This is a genomic window from Pseudoalteromonas sp. SCSIO 43210, from assembly GCF_054133285.1.
In genome coordinates, this window is record NZ_CP087225.1 from 3,053,079 (window position 1) to 3,073,819 (window position 20,741).

The 20,741-nt window shown below is 38.7% G+C and carries 16 protein-coding genes and 2 tRNA genes; 5 read left to right on the forward strand and 13 right to left on the reverse strand.

Going from position 1 to position 20,741, the window contains the following annotated elements:
• Positions 1–109: 109 nt before the first annotated feature.
• Positions 110–186, forward strand: a tRNA-Val gene (locus LOS73_RS13115).
• Between the two features lie 357 nt (positions 187–543).
• Positions 544–620: transfer RNA gene (locus tag LOS73_RS13120), tRNA-Val, on the forward strand.
• A gap of 244 nt (positions 621–864) precedes the next feature.
• Here the strand turns inward: LOS73_RS13120 and LOS73_RS13125 are convergent.
• The 4 genes from LOS73_RS13125 to LOS73_RS13140 form a co-directional block, all read right to left on the reverse strand.
• A complete protein-coding gene (locus LOS73_RS13125) occupies positions 865–1,632 on the reverse strand; it encodes a hypothetical protein (RefSeq protein ID WP_007378513.1) in 768 nt (255 codons plus the stop codon).
• Positions 1,633–2,094: 462 nt separating this feature from the next.
• Positions 2,095–3,048 carry a hypothetical protein gene (locus LOS73_RS13130; protein WP_457933806.1) on the reverse strand — a complete coding sequence of 318 codons (954 nt, stop codon included), beginning with the start codon at positions 3,046–3,048 and terminating at the stop codon, positions 2,095–2,097.
• Between the two features lie 80 nt (positions 3,049–3,128).
• Positions 3,129–4,331, reverse strand: a complete 1,203-nt coding sequence (locus tag LOS73_RS13135) for a family 16 glycosylhydrolase (protein ID WP_342866103.1) — start codon at positions 4,329–4,331, stop codon at positions 3,129–3,131.
• Between the two features lie 243 nt (positions 4,332–4,574).
• Complete coding sequence (locus tag LOS73_RS13140) at positions 4,575–5,501, reverse strand: helix-turn-helix transcriptional regulator (protein WP_457933807.1); 927 nt, start codon at positions 5,499–5,501, stop codon at positions 4,575–4,577.
• Between the two features lie 645 nt (positions 5,502–6,146).
• Between LOS73_RS13140 and LOS73_RS13145 the strand changes: the two genes are divergently transcribed.
• The 3 genes from LOS73_RS13145 to LOS73_RS13155 all read left to right on the forward strand — a co-directional run bounded on the left by LOS73_RS13145 (position 6,147) and on the right by LOS73_RS13155 (position 10,669).
• The gene (locus LOS73_RS13145; RefSeq protein ID WP_457933808.1) at positions 6,147–8,978 is read left to right on the forward strand and encodes a TonB-dependent receptor; all 2,832 of its coding nucleotides are present in this window, start codon (positions 6,147–6,149) and stop codon (positions 8,976–8,978) included.
• 150 nt (positions 8,979–9,128) lie between these two features.
• Positions 9,129–9,866 (forward strand): FadR/GntR family transcriptional regulator, encoded by a 738-nt coding sequence (locus LOS73_RS13150; RefSeq protein WP_007378518.1) that lies wholly within the window; start codon positions 9,129–9,131, stop codon positions 9,864–9,866.
• A gap of 68 nt (positions 9,867–9,934) precedes the next feature.
• Positions 9,935–10,669 (forward strand): FadR/GntR family transcriptional regulator, encoded by a 735-nt coding sequence (locus tag LOS73_RS13155; RefSeq protein WP_033023829.1) that lies wholly within the window; start codon positions 9,935–9,937, stop codon positions 10,667–10,669.
• Between the two features lie 97 nt (positions 10,670–10,766).
• Here LOS73_RS13155 and LOS73_RS13160 read toward each other — a convergent pair whose 3' ends face one another.
• The 9 genes from LOS73_RS13160 to LOS73_RS13200 all read right to left on the reverse strand — a co-directional run bounded on the left by LOS73_RS13160 (position 10,767) and on the right by LOS73_RS13200 (position 20,731).
• Positions 10,767–11,387, reverse strand: coding sequence for a 2-dehydro-3-deoxy-6-phosphogalactonate aldolase (locus tag LOS73_RS13160; protein ID WP_033030421.1), 621 nt, complete (start codon positions 11,385–11,387; stop codon positions 10,767–10,769).
• Complete coding sequence (locus LOS73_RS13165) at positions 11,378–12,385, reverse strand: 2-dehydro-3-deoxygalactonokinase (RefSeq protein WP_457933809.1); 1,008 nt, start codon at positions 12,383–12,385, stop codon at positions 11,378–11,380. The genes LOS73_RS13160 and LOS73_RS13165 overlap by 10 nt, the downstream gene beginning before the upstream one ends.
• Positions 12,386–12,403: 18 nt before the next feature.
• Positions 12,404–13,567, reverse strand: coding sequence for a mandelate racemase/muconate lactonizing enzyme family protein (locus LOS73_RS13170; RefSeq protein ID WP_007378522.1), 1,164 nt, complete (start codon positions 13,565–13,567; stop codon positions 12,404–12,406).
• Positions 13,568–13,577: 10 nt separating this feature from the next.
• Entirely contained in the window at positions 13,578–15,005 is a 1,428-nt protein-coding gene (locus LOS73_RS13175; RefSeq protein ID WP_457933810.1) for an NAD-dependent succinate-semialdehyde dehydrogenase, read from the reverse strand.
• A gap of 122 nt (positions 15,006–15,127) precedes the next feature.
• The gene (locus LOS73_RS13180; protein ID WP_457933811.1) at positions 15,128–16,066 is read right to left on the reverse strand and encodes a hypothetical protein; all 939 of its coding nucleotides are present in this window, start codon (positions 16,064–16,066) and stop codon (positions 15,128–15,130) included.
• Positions 16,067–16,112: 46 nt separating this feature from the next.
• On the reverse strand, positions 16,113–16,892 hold the full coding sequence (locus LOS73_RS13185) for an SDR family NAD(P)-dependent oxidoreductase (protein ID WP_457933812.1): 780 nt from the start codon (positions 16,890–16,892) through the stop codon (positions 16,113–16,115).
• A gap of 11 nt (positions 16,893–16,903) precedes the next feature.
• On the reverse strand, positions 16,904–18,475 hold the full coding sequence (locus LOS73_RS13190; RefSeq protein WP_457933813.1) for a sugar porter family MFS transporter: 1,572 nt from the start codon (positions 18,473–18,475) through the stop codon (positions 16,904–16,906).
• Positions 18,476–18,675: 200 nt separating this feature from the next.
• Positions 18,676–19,551, reverse strand: a complete 876-nt coding sequence (locus LOS73_RS13195) for an SMP-30/gluconolactonase/LRE family protein (protein ID WP_007378527.1) — start codon at positions 19,549–19,551, stop codon at positions 18,676–18,678.
• Positions 19,552–19,567: 16 nt separating this feature from the next.
• A complete protein-coding gene (locus LOS73_RS13200) occupies positions 19,568–20,731 on the reverse strand; it encodes a mandelate racemase/muconate lactonizing enzyme family protein (protein ID WP_457933814.1) in 1,164 nt (387 codons plus the stop codon).
• Between the last annotated feature and the right edge of the window lie 10 nt (positions 20,732–20,741).

Consider the following 20,741-nt stretch of genomic DNA (forward strand, 5'->3'; position numbering starts at 1 on the left):
AAAAAACGGCAAATAAACTCAAAAATAACAAACTTGCTTGATTCACCACCCGCCACGCTATATATTAGCCGCCGTTGTTAAGTAATTAACAACTTACTTAAACAGTAATACGACTGTAGCTCAGTTGGTTAGAGCACTACCTTGACATGGTAGGGGTCGGTGGTTCGAATCCACTCAGTCGTACCAACATTGATGAAACGTATAATTGAAGGAAAGAGCACTACCTACTCTTGACCACCCGGTCCAAGGGTCAGTAACTCGAATCCACTCAGTCGTACCAACATTTAAGTAAAATAAATAAAAGTACATCTGAAGGAAAAAGCACTACCTACTCTTGATCACCCGGTCCAAAGGTCAGTAGTTCGAATCCATTCAGTCGTACCAACGTTTAAGTAAAATAAATAAAAGTACATCTGAAGGAAAGAGCACTACCTACTCTTGACCACCCGGTCCAAGGGTCAGTAACTCGAATCCACTCAGTCGTACCAACATTTATTCTTAACTTAAAGAGTAAATCTATTTAAGTTAAACCTCAAAAATTGTACGACTGTAGCTCAGTTGGTTAGAGCACTACCTTGACATGGTAGGGGTCGGTGGTTCGAATCCACTCAGTCGTACCAATTAATAGTAATAAACACACTTAAAAGAAAAAGCACTACCCACTCTTGATCACCCGCTCCAAAGGTCGGTGGTTCGAATCCACTCAGTCGTACCACTTCAAAGTAATAAAAAACCAAAAAAACACTACCCACTCTTGATCACCCGCTCCAAAGGTCGATGGTTCCAATCCACTCAGTCGTACCAATTCAAAGTAATAAAAAACCAAAAAAAGCACTACCCATAGGTTCTGCTTTAGGATTTGCTCTAATTATTAGAAACAAATTCGACTTTAAACTCGCCTAAACCTTCATATTTAATTGACGTTACCTCATTTATATCTAACTCCATCACACCGTTATAAGAACCGGTAATGAAAATTTGATCTGTTTTTAATTCAAAGCCATTAGCCGCTAAGAAATTTATAGCCCAATAAAGTGGCTCCTGTGGCAAGTGAGCTGGGTGTTTACCAATATGATTTGACTCCCTATCGCCTTGCTTAACAGTAATATGTATGTTGCTGCTCTCATATACTTTTTTAATGTCTACTTTAGGGCCTAAATAAACACCTTGATTAGACAAACCATCCGCTAATTTTTCGAAATGTGTAGCCGAATAATCGTCTGTGAATCTATTTTGAATAAGCTCTAAAGCAAGGTGGGCACTACCAATTGCATTATCTACCTCTTCATTTTTATATTCTTTAAAGATATCTAAATTTTTATTCAACACAAAGGCAATTTCAGGCTCCATTAATGCTTTATCGTTCTTTGTAATAAGCTCGCAATGTTCGATCGATTTAATTGGCATGTGAAGAAGAGGAGCTAAAATGTATGCACCATTGTCTAATGGCAACATACATTTCCAGCCATAAACCGTGTTATTATTTAGCTTAATCATTAATTTTTGTACATTAATTACGTCATTCATTGAGCTAATAGTCAGGTTTTCAGGGAAATCTGAAACTTCATTATTGTGCCCTCTTTTATTCAATAAATACTTTGCAATACTGGTAAACTTTGATGAGTTAGTCATTTTATTCCTATTAAATCAATTTATAACAAGGCTTAATCACGGCGTGAAGTTTGTAACCTAGTGAGCTCGATAACTGCTCCTGCGTTACTCTACTGGCTTACATTCATGTAAGACCGAGTAAAGCTTCCGTGTCCTGCTCACGCCCCTTATCTGCATCAATATAAGCAACAAAGAGTTAATCATCCCTAGAAAGAACCCAAGGGCGCGAATGTTTGGTATTTATGCTGCGTTATCAACTATTTATTGGGAATAACCACACTACACAGGCTCTGCGCCGCCTAAAAACCAAACAAATTGCTGTAAATTCAACCTCCCAAGTTCAACACGACCTAAGCATTTTCTATTCAAAGTACGGCTTTTAGATTAAGTATTTCCTGATAATCATGCAGCAACATACACACCAAAACATACTACATTTACATACATTAAGTGTATTGTTTAGCTTTGCTTATTATAGGTTTATTACAATTTATCAAACAAACGGGCACGCAATGTTGGGTTGTGAATTTGCTCTATTAGCGGAGTAAGGCCAACTATGGATGAGCCTGTATAGTCAATATAGCTCTGTATCGCGTAAAATTTTGCTTCCTCACCCTCTAACATATGTATCCATTCTAGTGCCTTATTAAGTTCACCTTCTGGCCATTGACTAATAATAGAGTACGCTAAATCTGGCTGTAATAATGATGGGTAAGTATAAAATTCATCTTGTAGCTTTTGTGGGTTTTGACTCGTTAATTGTAGCGCTAGTTCATGTTGAATTAGTTTACGATCATTCGCTTTTATTTGTGTATTTATTTCAAGGTATTCTAGTAACTGAATAGGATCGTGTTTTGCCCACACTTTTAACAAGCTGAGTTCAGCCTCTTTTTTGATATTGGAATTATCTAATGCATTTAGCCAATCAATTGCATAATAAGGATTTACTTTCGCCTGTGCATTTAAGTATTCGTTAACAATATTCAAATTTGAATAAAACTCTTGTGTACTTAAGATGATGTCACTTGCTATTGATAAATTTTCTGAGATTAATATACGCATTACTTTACTGATATATAACGTACGTTCCTTAGTAGCACGTTGCTGATTAAGCCAACTCAAACAAGAATAAGGCGCTTTTTTTATCCACATTTTTAAAATGTCGCTTATTTTTTCTATACGTTGTTGTTGAGCGCCTATTAATAACGCTTTATTCAACATAATTATATATTGCGGCTTTTTAACTATAGACTTAGAGGCACTGTTGCTATTAAGTATTTTTTTTGTAAAACGTGGGGGAACGTCTACTTTATAAAATTTAATACTACCATCTTCTATTGGCTTATCATTAGGGCTATTTGCCAAATGTATACATACACAAGCTATTATTAAGCACATAAAAGTAAGACCCAAGCGGCGTAAATTTGTATTCGTCATATTATTAAGTCCCTAAAATCATTGCTCTGCGACTTGAAAATAGCATGCCTCAAATCCTTTTGAGGCTAATTAGTTTTAATTTATATTACACTCACGACTAAAGTATCTATTTTGCCTTTATTTTTAGTTTTAACCGTAATTGTCGCGCTGCCTTTATTTTTGGCTTTAACAACTCCGGCATTATTCACGGTAGCTACATTTTTATTGCTAGTAGAATAAATAACATTTTTGTTCGTTGCGCAGGCAGGTAACACCGTCGATTCAATCGTTGCTGACTGGCCTTTTCTCAACGCTTGTGTTGGTGAACTTATACTCACACTGTTAACACCAACCCACGTATCAGGGCATGAATTCCCGCCCTGAGAATCCCCTCCATCTGGATTTGTATTATTCCCAACTTTTACCCATGATCTAACATAATCAACTTCCATAGACGTTGGAAAACCTTGCTCTGAGTTATTAGCTGATGGATAAAATTGATTACACTTCCACTCGGTATGCGGGGCGCGAAGACCTTGCGATAGAGTTAGATTCATTTGGCGATGCCAATAAAGATTTTTTTTCTGACCTACAACAACGCCATCTACATACCACGTAATGTCATCTTTAGTTACATTAACTCCATAGGTATGAAAATCATTACGCGGATCAAAAGGTAGGTGGTAGCCGCTATGGTTTGTATCAGGAAATGTACCAGGGCGCATCCAAGTAGGCTTGCCATTTTTTACTACAATATTATGCAGATCATGGTCTGACTCTCTTACCGAGCGTTTTTGAGTTAGCTCCACTACATCTATTTCGCTGTACTGCACATCGCCTTCTTCAGTTAAAGAGCGGTCAATTGTGCTGTACATCCAAAATGCAGGTGAAACACCAGGAAACGTACTTGCGCCTTTAATGCGCGCTTCATAATATCCGTAGTTGCCTGTAGCTCTAGACTTAGCTACCCCTGATGTATAATAAAGTGGATAATTAGTCAGTTGTTTTTGATTACATCCATCCCAAAAGTTACGCTGATGCGTTTCACGCTTAGTTGTAAGCTTTAATTTTCCATCGGAGACGGTTGCATTTTCATTCTTCCAAGACCAAACACCGTAGTTTTCAGTTTGAAAATTCCACTTAGTCGCGTCTTTTACATCGAACTCATCCGAGCGCTTAACTTGTAAAATCCATGTTTCGCCAGGTTTTGCTATAGGTGGTTGCATGTCTGCTTGGGATGCTGAACTTATTAGTAGCATACCTAACGCTGATACCGGTAAAATTACTGTATTTGTAAGGTTCATTATTTATCCATTAGTTGTCAGTATAAACCGAATCTGTAAACACATAAAAACTGTGTACAGAATTGCGTGGTCAGGCATTAATTTACACAGGGAAACAAGGTTATTTAACTGCATAATTTAATGCCTAACATCAGCCGATAAATTGCACGAATGCAACATGGCCGATTAGCTAATTTAATATGAAAATAATGGTATAAACCTCAAAATATGGGTACTAAGTTCTCTAAAAACGGCTTTTACCCATTATTTAGTTGTAGTTTTCCCAGTAAAAATATCTTTAAATTGCCTCGGGGTAAAGTTTGTTCTTTTTTTGAAAACCGTAGCAAAATAATTTGAATTATTAAAACCAACCTCAAAGGCCGTTTCTGTTACGGACTTTTCAAGCAACATAACCTTTGCTTTTTCTATTCGTATATCAATTATTTGATTGTTAATTGTATTACTTGTTGCCTGCCTAAATTGCTTTATTAAGTAAGAACGACTTACTCCAATGGCACAGGCAATTATGTCAATGTTAATGTTTTTAGAGTAATTTTTGTCGATATATCGCTGCGCAGCTCTTACAACATCTTCATTAACACTAACCCCTTTGGTATTAGTGTTATGCTTTACTAAATGTTTGTCGGATAGAAAAATGTAAGTAACTTGGGAAAAATATTTATTAACGTATTTAAAGACCGAGGCTAAGTAACGTTTATTTAGCTGTGATTTTACGACGCCGAAACATACTATTAAATTAGCTTTTTTAAGCTTATTCTTGAGCAAAAGAGAGCTATTTATAAACTTATTTTTATCCAATGTATGATTTTTTTCAGGTTTAAAGAGTGACGCTGGCGCAGTATTTAACCTAAGCGCGTTATTTGTAATGTATATATCTTTAAATATTGCTGCAGCCCAAATTAGACCACAAACACTTGTACCCGCATAATAGAATACCCAATGCTGGTAAACACTCCCTAGCACAGCGACAACACCTAAACATAATGCACTGTATATATAGCCATGGTTTTTCAGATTTTTCCCATGCAAAAGCAAATATCCACATGGCAAAATTAATAACATCATAATAGCCACTACCTGTAAGTAATAAACATGGTTTATTACCAGCCAAGTAAAAGGTCCAATAACGACCCCAAAATCTAAAAGCACGTTTATTTTAGGGTGAGTCAAATCAGTTAATACCAAATAACTAAGTGAAAATACAAAGCCAAAAGCGTAGCTGAAATATTGTACTGCATGGGGCAGCAATATGTCTGATTGTCTAAAAAGGGCAACCAATAAAGAAGGAAGTCCGAACCAAAAAAATAAAATAGTACGCCCGAGCTGCAGGTAAGGTTTAGTATGCTCAATAGGAAGTGCGTTAAGTAAAGGCCCGCACAAATAAAAAATAAATGTAATAAAAAATATTACATAATAGTTATAGGCAGTACCAAAACGTTTACGTACGAGAGAGAAGTAAACCAGTGCCATAAAAAATATATTAGCTACCAATAACGGAATAATACAACGCATAAATATATCCCACGTTAATAGGTTTTCTATCAAACTTTACCCTACCTTTTATGTATTCAATTAACTAACATATTATGTTTATATAAATAACACAAATAAGCCAGTTTAATTTTGTGTTTAAGTAGCATGTGGGAACTAAAATCGCGAATACAAAATGTGTTTTACAAATTTAACTTGACGCCAATACATGTGATGTTTAGATTCGTATGACGTAACATTGCTTTAAGTTTATTTATCAAATATACGGGGTCATTAGTAAATACCTTTAATCTGACACAACTACACACCAATATGGAGATCACTATGTATCATAAGAAAAAGATTGTGCTTGCTATTTTAGCTACCCTTTCAAGTTGCTCTTTTGCACAAGCGGCTACACAAAGCGAAGGTAAAGGTGACACTGAAATAATTGTAGTTACGGGCGTTCGCTCAAGTTTAGAGGCCGCGTCCTCATTAAAACGTTACAGCGATAGTGTTCAAGATAGTATTGTTGCTGAAGATATTGGTAAGTTTCCAGATCAAAACGTTGCCGAATCCTTGCAGCGTATTCCAGGTGTTTCAATTAACCGTGTAAATGGTGAGGGCTCAAAAATAACAGTTCGTGGTTTCGGCCCAGAATTTAACGTTGTTACTTTAAACGGACGTACATTAGCAACCTCTGAAATTGGTCGCTCATTTGATTTTCAAGTATTAGCAGCAGAGCTAATTTCGGGGGCTGATGTAGTTAAGTCTCCCACCGCTAAAACGCCTGAAGGCAGTATTGGTGCTTATGTTAACGTTAAAACAGCACGCCCTTTAGATAATCCAGGATTGCATGTGCTGGGCTCTATAAACGCTAAATACAGTGAGCTTTCTGGCGAAACAAGCCCTGAATACTCTGCATTATTTAGCAATACGTTTGCTGATGAAACATTCGGTTTTAATATTGCTCTTTCGCAACAAAAAAGTGATAACCGATACGATTCAATGGGTACAACTCGCTGGTTATTACTTAATAATGAGCCAGGTGTTATTGAAGGCGACATTCATAATTTAGATGGAAATGTGGTGACGCCGAGCATGCTTCGCCATGCAGGTCGAATTGAGTACGCATTAGGACAAGAGCATCGCGAACGTATTGGTATTAATACCAGTTTTCAGTGGGCACCAGATTCAAGTTTCACTAATACATTTGATTACATGTATACCGACCTCTCGGTAGAAACTCAAACTCAAGGTTTACAAGCCGGTTTACAATATCCTAATTGGCGAAATGTGGTCGTGTCAGACAAGGGTACAATTTTATCAGGCACTAAGTTTTCGGGAAGAACACTGGGCGGAACCGGTGACAATGTAGATTTTAGAATTGATGGTTTATTTCAAGAGCTTGAATCAAAATCAAAAACACAGGCGTTTGGATTTAATTCTGTAAAAGAGTTTGATGTATTAACGCTTGAGTTTGATATAAGCCATTCAACATCTAAATCAACGCCGCGAAATGACTTATTAGTTCCTAATTATATCTCACCTGAGCGAAACGACAGTTTAGATTTTGATTTTAGAAACACTGATACCGTTAATTTAGACACAACCATTGATTATGCTTCGCCGACAAGCGTAAGAGCACATTGGAATCAAGTTTCACATTACGAATTGCAAGACACGATTACGGAGCTACAAACAAAAGGGAAATACCTACTCGACTTAGAGTTCACTAAAAGCCTAACCTTAGATTCAATCGATTTTGGTATTGCGTATTCAGATCGTGAAAAAATAAGAGATCGCTTTGAAACATTCCATGAAGATAACTGTGGCTTAGTAGCACCCGATGCCGATATTTGTGGCGAACTTAGAGACATGCCTGATGACATATTTTCAGCAAGTCCCTATTCAGATTTTTTAAGCAGTGAGCCGGGTAATTTTCCGCGTGACTTTTTGTTTGCTGATATAAATAAATACCATAGCGCTATTCGTGATATGACCAAAAACCCAAATTGGCCAAACGAGCAATATAACGAAATTGCATCATCAAGTGTGAAAGAAGAGAAAATAAGTGCTTATTCGCAGTTGAACCTAAGCGGCTTAATTAGTGATTACGATTGGCGCGGTAATGTAGGAGTTCGTTACGTAAAAACTGATACAAGTTCAAGTGGTTACGGTAAACGACGTTTAGGTTATACCGGTGAACTTGATAATGGCCAACCTTTACTAGTAGTTGATTACACAGACCCAGGAAGCCTTAAAGCAAAAAATAGTTACACTAACTGGTTACCTAGTGTTAATTTTAGTATTAATTTAAGTGATAATTTATTGGTAAGAGCCGCAGCTGCTAAAGTAATGTCGCGCCCTGCCATTGACGACATTGGTGTACAAACAACGTATACAGATATGCAAGCAGGTAGCTTTTCTCAAACAGGTGGCAATCCTTATTTAGCACCCTATAAGGCTAATCAATACGATTTATCTTTTGAATATTATAGTGATAGCGGCGATGCTTACGCAGTTAACTTTTTCAAAAAGGATATATCTAGCACAATTGCACAAATAACTTATTTAGATAATACACCCGACATTTGGGATGGGTCGCAATATATTGATTCATCAGTAAGTATTGATGGATACGGCAATGTAAACGAAACCATTAATACGAAGCAAAACCAATCAGGCGGCTCAATTAGTGGGGTAGAACTTGCTGTACAACATAACATGGATTATTTACCGAGCTTTTTAAATGGCTTAGGTGTGCAAGCAAACTATACATGGGCTGATACAACAAATAAAAACACACAAAAAATAGAGCTTCCAGGTGTCACCGACCCTGGTGATAAATTGGAGGGATTTGCCGAAAACTCTTATAACATTGTTGCCTACTACGATAAAAATGCATTTCAAGCGCGTTTAGCCTACAACTGGCGAGATGACTTTTTAAGTAGCCGAGCAGGTATACGCAGTGGTGGATTACCAGAGCATACTGCAGCCTATGGTCAGCTCGACTTTAGTATGTCTTATGTGGTTAACGATAACTTTACGCTTATGGGCGAAGCAATAAATATAACTGATGAACGTACCTACCAATATGCCGATGTAAAAGAGCGTGTAATTAATACCCAATATACTGGTCCGCGCTACCGTATAGGTTTACGCGCTAAGTTTTAACGCTTTATTGCAGTAACCCAAATTGTTATAAAGATCGTTCATCAGCGATCTTTATTATATTCCCACTATGCAACGTTTAAAATTAGTTACCCCCCCTATTTTGTACACATTACATTGACCAGCCAAACATAATATGTTTATATTGAAGGTATGAGCGAACTTATATATTACGACCTAAAACAAACATCAGGAATGGCAGCGAGCCTTTCTGTTCAAGTGGCTAAAGAAATTGGCAGACGCATTGTGTCTGGATCATTTGAAGCCGGCAGTTTAATTGATGATGAAGATGCACTCGCTAAACGCTACCAAGTAAGCCGTGTGGTAGTACGCGATGCGGTAAAAATCTTAGTAAGCAAAGGTCTACTTGATGTACGCAGAGGTATTGGCACGCGTGTACTACCTCGAGATAGATGGAACATGCTGGACGATGACGTATTAGCATGGCATTTGTCAGCACCACCTAATCGTAAGTTTTTAGAGCAATTAATGGATGTTCGTTTGGCTTTTGAACCAAAAGCTGCTCGCTGGGCTGCAGAACGCGCACGTCCCGAAGATTTAATTGAAATTGCAGCTGCATGCGATCGCATGGCTGAAACAGATAATAGCGCAGAAGATTTTATTATTGCTGACTCTTTATTTCATAAAGCCATTATAAAAGCAGCTCAAAATAGCTTTTTAGCCTCAATGGAAGGCGTTATTTATTCTGCACTTTTAGTTAGTATTAAAGTAACAAATAAAGACCCCCGCGATAACGGTGCATCCATTCCATTTCATCGTGAAGTCTACGAAGCAATTGCTGCAAAAGATGCCGATAAAGCCGAATTACTCACCGAAAAACTCCTCAAAGATGCCAGCTTTCGTCTTTCTGCTACAGTAAATAGCAAATAGCCATTGTTTATTGTCGCAAATTCGTATAAATAGTATGTATAAATAAATAATACGGACACTAAGATACTATGAGCGAATTAACGTACTACGATCTAAGACGCAGCAGCGCCATGTCACCCAGCTTACCGGTGCAGGTAGCTAAAGAATTAGGCCGTAGAATTGTTGCTGGCACATATACTCCTGGCTCGCTAATTGATGATGAAAACCGTTTAGCTGAACGCTTTCAAGTAAGTCGAGTTGTTGTTCGTGATGCAGTAAAAATTCTTGTCGGTAAAGGACTTTTAGATGTCCGCCGAGGCATTGGCACTCGTGTAAAAACGCGTGATAACTGGGCTTTACTTGACGATGATGTTCTTGCATGGCATTTAAGCGCCCCACTTAACCCCGAGTTTTTAACTCAATTAATGGAATTTCGATTAGCATTTGAACCAAAAGCAGCCAGTGTAGCAGCCCAACGCGCAAAGCCTGAGGATATTAAAGCAATTGAAAATGCATTAAATGAAATGCAAAGTTCGGTAAGCGATTTAGATAAATTTGTTATTGCTGATGCACATTTTCATGGCGCTATTTTACGGGCTTCTCATAATGAATTATTCATTTCGATGGAATGCGTTATTTTTTCAGCGTTACTTGTCAGTATTAAAGTAACGAACCAAAGTGCACAAAGTAATCATGCTTCAATTCCATTTCACAGAGAAGTATTTGATGCTATTGCTACGGGTAATAGTGAAAAAGCTCAAGCCCTTACCGAAAAGCTTTTAGCTGATGCTAAAGCCAATTTAGCTAAGTTAATGGATATTTAATTTATTCTAAATAGCACCGCTAGCTCATCATTTAAAGTGAGAGGAATGATGAGCTAGCGATGCAAACACAACAACGTTTTTTATAAATTCAAATTAACTAAAGGTAATATGCAGCGTACTTTTTAGCATTAGCCGTAAACTCTTCTAAACCCATTCCTACTTTATATAAACCACTCCCTAAACCAAACCCTGATGCGCCTGCATCAACAAACTCATCTTGATTCTGAGGCGACACGCCACCGACAGGATAAATATCAATATTGGAAAGTACTGTGGTAATCGCTTTTAAACCTTTTGGACCTGCGGTATCTGCAGGAAAAAATTTAAGTGCGTCTGCACCAGCATGAAGTGCGGCAAAGCCTTCAGTCGGTGTATAAAATCCTGGTACGCAATACAGTCCTTTTAATTTACTAAAACGGATTAGCTCTACATCGCTATGCGGCGATATAATAATACGGCCACCCGCTTTAATTACTTGATTAACTTCGTCTTTGGTAACAACCGTACCTGCGCCAATAATGGCTATATCTGCGTACTTATCACTTAATAGCTTAATACTTTTAAATGCATCAGGAGAATTAAGTGGCACTTCAATTACGCGGTAGCCAATATCAATAAGTACCTCTGCATAATCAAGCACTTCGATTGGAGTAATACCTCGTAAAATAGCAACCAGTGGTAATTGTTTCATAGCGTGAGTTAACGAAATTAATGACATAATTGAGATTCCTTTTCAGTGACTAAACCCGCATTTATAGCAAGCGTAAACATGCCTTTAGTTGATGCTGTTGCACTGCTTAAAATAGAAGAAGTAAAGCCAAGTTCTTTTAACGCTTCACAATAGAGAGTGTTCAAGCTCGAGTTACCAATCAAATAAACATGCTTAATGTCATTTAACTTACTTCTAATACCCGCGAGCTCAGCGCCAATAAGTAAACCAGATATGTAACTTGGGACGTTTTGTAGCGCTAATTGTTTATCTAACTTCAAAGTACGCGCACTAAATAATGCACTTAATAAACTGCTTTGAACCTGACTAACCCCAACGCCTTTTAAAAAGCTGGGCATGTCTGTTTGAGTGCTAACTAGTGACTCTAACCCTTCACCTAAAATGCTTTGTTTAGTCAATAAATCAAACATTTCACCGGTCATGAAGGTGGTAAGGCTGGTGATTACTGTTTTATTTTGAGTATCTTTAGCAACTTCTACCCATTTAGAGTGTGTGCCTGGTAAGCAAAACATAGTCTCACCCAAGGTTTGATTACTTAGCTCACCCGCTGTTTGCTCTACATCTAAAACGGCGCCAAATACTTGTACTTCTTCACCACGCATTACATCACATACGTTATTTTCCATAACGTATTTAATACCCGGCACAATGCTAATTCGTAGATCTGCTTTATTATTTGCTTTGCAAAGGCTTACGCTCATACTGTCAAGGTTGGCTGGCGTATTTACATAGCCTGTATCTTGCCAACCAATTGCGCCGCCTACCATTCCAGCCATAATAATCGGCATTTTATATTCTAATAACCAATCTGATATATAGCTAAGTAATACGGTTTCTAAACAACCATTTTTAATCGAAAATACGCCCTGCTCACCATTGACAGTATCTAAAATCATGCCTTTGTTATCGACTAAGAAAGCTCTAAAGTTGGAGCTTCCCCAGTCAACAATAATTAATGCTGGTAAGTTGCTTTTGTTATTACTCATGAACTCTGCCCTTAATTATTAAATTGATACTTCGTAATGTTTAATAAAATCAAGATCAGGCTCAATACCAAGGCCTGGACCTTGTGGTAGCGCAACAGTGCCGTTGTTATTTTTAACTTGCTCGTTAATGTTTAGAGACTCTTGCAATAGCTGCTCTCTAAATAAATTTGGCGTTGTATCGTATTCAAGCATAGGCTGTACTGGGTGAGCAGCACCTGGTAAATCAGGTAATGCAGCCAATAAGTGTAGGTTAGTACCTACCGCAATAGCCGATCCCCACACATGGTTTATAACAGGCACAAAATGCGCGTGCGCCATCGCTAATACTTTTTGATATTCGGTTATTCCACCTAATGCACATACTTCTGGTTGTAATAAATCAACGCAGCGATTTTTAATTAAATCTCTAAAGCCCCAACGAGTAAATTCAGCTTCGCCACCAGCAATGCTCATATCAAGTGCTTCACATAAATCGCGGTAGCCTTGATGATCCTCTGGTGCGACCGGTTCTTCAAACCAGTACACACCTAAATTTTGCAGCTCTCGACCTAGCGGAATAGCTTCGCGCGCGGTGTATGCATGGTTAGCGTCAACCATTAGCCGCATATCGCGACCAATGCCTTTTCGCACAGCTTCAACAAGCTTTATATCGCGATCTGGTGAAAGGCCTATTTTCATTTTCATTGCCGTAAAGCCCATTTCTTTAATACGTTGGCTTTCTTCGGTAAAGCGCTCTTCTAGGTTTGGAAACTTTTGTAGCATCATTCCGTAACCATAAGCAGGAATCCGGTCTCTAAAAGCTCCCCCTAGTAACTTATAAACGGGTTGATCTAAAAACTTACCTGCAATGTCCCACAGAGCAATATCTACCCCTGATAAGGACTGAATAGGCATTCCCTTTTGGCCATGATCGCGTAGTAAATTATAAACTTTATGCCAAATCACTTCTCTGTCGAGAGGATCCATTCCCAAAATCATAGGCTGAATCACATGCTCAACAATGGTTTTATTGGCAAACGCAACGCCACCACCGCCAAAACATTCACCCCAACCTGTAATACCTATGTCGGTACGAACTTCAACTAAATGCGCAGTGCGTTTAGCGTAATATTGCTGCGAATAACCAAGTTCTTCGTCTAGGTCATATTGTAAAACGTGGCTAATAATTTGTGTGATTTTCATAGTCTGTTCCCTAAACCTTTAACGCGCGAGAAACACGTTTATATGCAAGGTAGTCATCTAAAGCTAACAACGAACAATCAACACCCACGCCCGATTGCTTAATACCAAAATGAGGTAAATTAATGCTGTATTTAATGCCATTAACCTGAACTTCGCCAAAGCGTAAATTTTTTGCAAAGTAAGAAATAGTGTCTTCGTTACTGCTAAAAATAAATGAACTTAAACCAGCGTCCGTATCATTTGCATCGCTAAGCACTTGTTCGTTATCACTAAATGTAATAATGCTAATAACGGGGCCAAATATTTCGTCTTTGTATATTTTCATGCTCGAATCAACATTTGTGAGCACGGTTGGTTCGTAAAAATACCCATTAACACCGGCAGGTTTTTTACCACCCAATTGCAATTGTGCGCCATTTTGCTGAGCATCTTTAACTAGCTCATCAATACGCTGCCATGAGTTAGCATCCATAACCGGGCCCATATCAATAGCATCATTTTTATCAAAACCAACTTTTACTGCTTTTGCACGAGTAAGTACTTTTTCAATAAATTCGTCTGCAACGCTTTCGTGTACAAATACACGATTTGGAGTAACACAAATTTGCCCTGCGTTGGCAAACTTAACGCCACAAATTACATCGGCTGCGTTATCTAAATTTGCATCGCTGCATACAATGGCAGGCGCATTACCACCAAGTTCCATTGAATAACGCTTGATTGACGTAGCACCGGTTGCAATTACATGTTTACCCACATTTGTAGAACCAATTAAAGTAAGTACAGAGGGGATAGTTGATGCTGAAATAGCATCGCCTACGGTGCTATCCGTGCCCGAAAGTATATTAACCACACCAGCTGGCAATCCGATTTGTTCACATAATTCGCCTACTGCATAAGCAGACAAAGGCGTTTTACTTGACGGCTTTACTACAAGCGGACAGCCCGCAGCCATGGCCGGCCCTAATTTATAAGCTAAGTTTAATAATGGAAAGTTCCATGCTAAAAATGCTGCAGCCACACCAACAGGTTCACGCGAAAGAACGTGGCTGTGCGTACCTTCATTATCTGTTAATTCTTCATCGGCGATATTAACAATGGCATCAGCGTAAAAATTAAGGCTATCAACTAACATTTGAAAGTCGTCAACTGTTGACTGCCATGGTTTAGCCATTTCTAAATGCACACATTCACGTAAATGTTGCTCGTTTGCAATTACCGCATCACGCAGTTTAAGCATCCATTGAGCACGCTCTGTTGCAGGCGTTGTAGACCAACTTAAAAATGCTTCTTGCGCAGACTCTAAGGCCATGTTTGCCTCATCAATACCTGCAGCCGAAATTTCGCCTACAACTTCGAGTGTTGCAGGATTAATAATTTCAGTCGTTGCGTCACTCGTTATTAATTTTCCACCAATATACAATTGTTTAGAAAGCATTCTGTCGCTCCATTATTATCTACAACACCCTAAGGGCTAAATGATTAAAGTAAGACACTTGGCCTCAATACATAATAACTATTTAAACATATGATGTTTGATTGAGCAAACACAAAATACATTTAATTAACAAAAAAACTCATATGCCAAGATTTATGAGCATTGCCTCTAATTAAGCCCTCCTCTTCACTCGCCATGGCTTTGTGTAAAGAATCGTTATTGCCTATGCAAGGTTCTATCCCAAGCACAAAAGGTGGAAGATGCTCATTGGCAGACCAACCATTGTAATTAAACCAAAGCCCTAAATGACTTATGCTTGCTGATGAAAATTCAAACCCGCAGCTTTGCCGGGCTTTATCATCAACCAGTTTTACAATTATATTTTGATCTTTATGAATGCCCGTATTTAAGTGTTTGCTAAAAACCTTACTTGCAAAACCACTGTTATACGGCATGACTTTGCTTAGCGGCGGGACTCTAGTTGAACACTCATTCCAGTCAACAAACACACTATTAACGTTATAAAAACGACTAAGCCCTTCATCAACTTTAAACTCCATCTGTTTGTTATTTATTAAAATACGCATCTCTGGCTTTATGGCAAAAATAGGATGCGCTGACCAAATAAAAGGGAGATTATGAGTTGTGTTATTTTTTACGTGGTAATCAACAAGCAGCCGCTTATTGTGTTTTTTTAAAGTAAACGTTCTTATAAATGTAAAAGTAGAGTCAAAAACCTCAGCTTGTAAACTAAGTATTATTTCTTCATCGCTGATATGGGTATTCGTTATCTGCCATGACTGGCACCACAACTCCCCATGATCATGTGAAAAATGCGCTTTATCGGGGATATAATCATACAATTGAGGAGAAATACTCGGAAAACATTCATCCCAGCCACCACTATCATGCTCAGAAAAATCATTGTTTTTTGAAGGTTTTAAAGTAATTTGTTTATCGTGTGCAAGCCACTCTCTATTGTGATTTAAACTCACAATAGAGATGACTTTTGCACCCAACTGAGGAATGACTGTGATAGCAAGCTCACTATTTTTTAGCAAAATAGCCTCAAACCCATGAGCTTTACAGTGTGTTAAATTAAGCACTTTAATCGTGATAAATTACAGAACGGCCACCATCAATAATTAAGCTTTGCCCTGTCATAAAACTCGAATCTGAACTGGCTAAAAATACGGCTGGATAAGCGATTTCTTCAGTTGTTCCATTTCGTTTTAAAGGATGTACATCGCCCATTGCTTTGCGTGAAGCTTGCGGATCGTCTGTTTGCTCCCACGACTTAAACGCCATAGGTGTTTCTATCATGCCTGGGCAAAGTGCGTTTACTCGTATGTTGTGCTTTGCGTATTCAACGGCCAAGTTTTTAGTTAACCCTATAACCGCATGCTTAGTTACCGCATATGGAAAATATCCCGGTACAATTTTATAAGAATGTACTGAACCTACATTTATAATACTGCCACGGCCTAAGTCTTTCATATGCTCAAGTACAGCTACAGCACACTGCCACATACCTTCAACATTAACCGCAAAGCTATCCCGCCACATTTGTGGAGTAACGTCATCTACGTTGCGCCCGGGGCTAATTAAAGCCGCGTTATTAACTAAAATACTGGGCTTGCCGAGTTCATTAACTACTTTTTCAACCATGCTTTTTATAGCCGTTTCATCACTAATATCGGTATGAGCAAAAATAGCATCAAAACCTTTGCTTTTTAGCTCTGCTACAAGACTTTCACCCATTTCTTTATTTATATCAGCAACACACACTTTAGCACCTTGCTCACAAAATACGCGTGCAACTGTTTTTCCAATACCATCGGCTGCGCCAGTGACAATAGCAACTTCGTTTAATAATCGTGATGACATAGTCATATTCCTTATTTATTGAACCCAGGGACCAAATCGCGTTCAATGGCCTCAATAGACTTGCCCTTAGTTTCGGGAAGTATGAATGCCATAACAATACAGCCTACAATAGCGACGCCTCCGTAATATAAAAACGTGTTTGCTGCGCCCATGTTCTCTAATTGCCAAGGGAAAAACTGCTGAATACTCCAGCTAGAAATACTCTGTACTAAGGCAGCAAATGGTAGCGCAACGCTGCGTACTCGGCTTGAAAATATCTCCGAAAATATCACCCACATTATTGGCCCTATCGACATATTAAAAGCCGCTAAAAATGCAAATAGTCCAAATAAAACATACGCAGGACTAATATTTATAGAAGCATTAATAATTGCACCCGTAACAACTGGTAGCTCTTTTTTACTGTAAATAGTGGCAAGATCTGCTTTTAGAGCAACATCGGTGCTGTATATTTTATTTTCGAAAACGTGCAGCTTTGTAATATCTACTTTTTGCTCTGCAACTTTGGTTATTGCTTCACTGTTAAGTGAGTACGTGGCATTTTCAAAGCCATACCAAATTGATACATGCGCAACAGCAATAAGCAGTAAACCGGTAATCGTTAATGTTCTTCTGCCGAGTTTTTCAACAAAAAATATGGCGACCAATGTAAATAATACAGATACCGCACCAAGTACTATTGTTTGCAAGAATGAGTTTTCGACGCTCATACCTATTTGTTCAAATACCGTAGGTGCATAAAACAATACCGCGTTCATGCCGGTTGCGCCCTGCACTACTGCGTAACATACAGCAAGTAATACAACAAAACGCATAGGCTTACTAAACAAGACTTTAAGTTGTTCAAGCGCACTGTTTTTTGAATCTTCTTGAATGGTTGCTTTAATATCATTAAGTACTACTTCGGTATCGTTGTTATTGATTCCCATACCTTTGAATACGGCGCGTGCTTCTTCATCACGTTTTTTGCTTATTAACCAGCGCGGAGATTCAGGAATCGTCATTAATAACGAAAACCAAATAATATTAGGCACAATTTCAAAGCCAAGCATATAACGCCAAATATTGGCTTCATTTAACCATTCAATTGAGCCCATGTTTTTAACAAAAAAGTAATTAACAACAAACGCAAATAAACTACCTAATGTTATAAGCAACTGATTAAATGATACAAATTGGCCTCGTTTATTAGCGGGTGCAATTTCACCAATATACATGGCTGAGACAGTTATAGAGGCAAATGCGACCCCTCCTATAAAACGCCCAACAACCAGCATGGGGTAACTTACTGCAAAAGCAGAAATAACCGTAGAGAGTGAATACGTTAAAGCAATGCCAATAAGTACCTTTTTACGACCAAATTTTTGACATAAAGTACCTGTAAAAAACAGTGCGATGATTACGCCAACAATGGCGCAACCAACAACATTACCTGTTTGCAAACTGGTTAGCTCAAACTGCGAGCTAACATAGCGTAACGCCCCCGATATATTGGCCGCGTCTAGGCCAAATACAAATCCGCCAAATGCTGCAATGAGGGAGTACTTAATTGCTTTTGTTGATTGTGTGTGTGTGTCTTTCAATGTATTACCCTTAGTTTTATTTTTATACTTTTACTGTGTTGGTAATGAGTGCTCTACAACATATAAAAGAATAACATTGATAGAATTAGTAAAAACAATATAAACATATGATGTTTATCTGTGCAATGTGTTTTTCCTCTCACATCTAATTAATGTAAGAGGAAAAACACAAAATTAATATTTAAAGTAAATACTTAAAATTAAAAGCCGTCTATTTTAACGCAAGGCTCAAACACGCCTTTTACCGCATTTTTAAATGCAAGCGTAGTGCCGTGAGGTATGGCATCAAATGGGGTATCTTCTAGGCCACATTGTGCTGACGTTACGTAAAGTGTTGTACCGTCATCGCCAAACGCTGGGCAGGTAGGGCGAGGTGTTTGAGTCGCTAAGCTTTCAATTACCTTTGCTTCGGGTGATATGCAATCTACACGCGCGCCATCCCAAAGTGCAATCCACATGTTGCCTTCGCTATCAATTACAGCCCCATCAGGTGATACAGCTGAACTTGAATAGTCAAAAAACAACACACTCTCCCCTATTGGCGAACCCGTAAGTGAGTCGACGTCAAATCGGTAAATTTTTTGCGTTTTCGAATCTGCGTAATAAGCTTTAGCACGCGACTTATCAAAACAAATACCGTTGGGTATCGTTAAATCACTAACAACCTGAGTAAGTACTCCGTTGTGAAAACGATATATAGCCCCTTCGTTTTCTTTAGCATCGCCATGCATTGTGCTTATCCAAAACCCACCCCACGGATCGGCACGTCCGTCGTTACTTCTGTTGTCAGGTTTATCTGCTTCAACACTGCACAAGAAAGTTTGCTTATGCGTACTGGTATTATAGGCACTTAGGCCTTTATCACTTGCTAGTAATAGGGTTTCCTTGTTTACCCAAGCCAGAGCGGTAACCATATCATCTAAGCGTTGCCCAACTTTATGGTCGCCTTTTTTGCTGTACAAAATATGGTTTGGAAAATCAACCCAATAAAGCGTTTGTGTGATCGGGTGCCACAAAGGGCCCTCGCCGACAAAATTTAGTGTGTTATCAAAAACAGTCGCTGTAAGTGTATTCATTTAACTCTCTAACTAGTTACCAGTTGGTATGTGAACCATCACGCTTTGATAAATGCGGCGCTTCGGTTTCTACTGGGGTTGCCAATCTAAAGTCGGCTTCGTTCACTTCAACACCTAAACCTGGTACTTCAGGAATAGTAAATTTATTGCCTGTTAATACATGCTGCTTCGGAAAAAGAAGTGGATCATGGGCGCCAAATTCACTAAACGGACCTTGGTGTGTTTCCATTAAGCCTAGGTTTGGTAGTGCTGCTGCAAAGTGATTTGTTGCTGCTGTACACACGGGACCAAGCGGGTTGTGTGGCATAACATCTATATAATGTGCCTCAGCCCAACCAGCCACTTTCATTGCTTCTGTTAAGCCTCCAATGTTACACACATCCACACGTAAATACTGAGTAAGTCCCTGTTCTATATAAGGCTTAGCTGCCCATTTAGAGCTAAACTCTTCACCAATTGCAAAAGGAATATGCGTTAAAGTACGCAGTGTTTTATAGGCATCAGGAGATTCATGACGAATAGGTTCTTCAATAAAATCGAGTGTGTCGGGCTTTAAACGTTGGCAAAACGAAGCGGCCTCAGCCACGCTTAATCTGTGATGGTAATCAATACCGAGTGTAATATCAGGCCCAAGAACTTTACGCAGCTCATTTAAGCAGCGAGCTGTGCGCGTTATAGATTCTTGTGGTTCAAAAAAAACAGGGTCGTCAAAACGACTCGGTATGACTCTTATTGTTGTCCAGCCGAGCGCGATAAGCGCTTTTGCTTCTTTAACTAAATCGTCAAATTTATCAGGATCTGCTTCTGTATAACAACACGCAAAGCACGCTATGTGCTCGCGTTGTTTACCCCCTAACAACTGATAAACAGGCACTTGTAATGACTTACCTAAAATATCATAAAGTGCAATATCAATTGCCGAAATAGCAGCCGTAATTACACGGCCCCCTTCAAAATAATGACTACGATAAAGCTCTTGCCAAATACGGCCTATTTTACGCGGATCTTGCCCTTTTAAAAAACCCGAAAAGTGCTGTATTGCACCAATAACTGCCTGCTCTCGATTTGATAAACCCGATTCGCCCCAGCCAACTATGCCACATTCGGTTACTACTTTTACTAATAGCTGATTACGTTTTCCTACGCAGCCTAAAAGCGCTTCAACGGATTCTATTTTCATTATTATTACC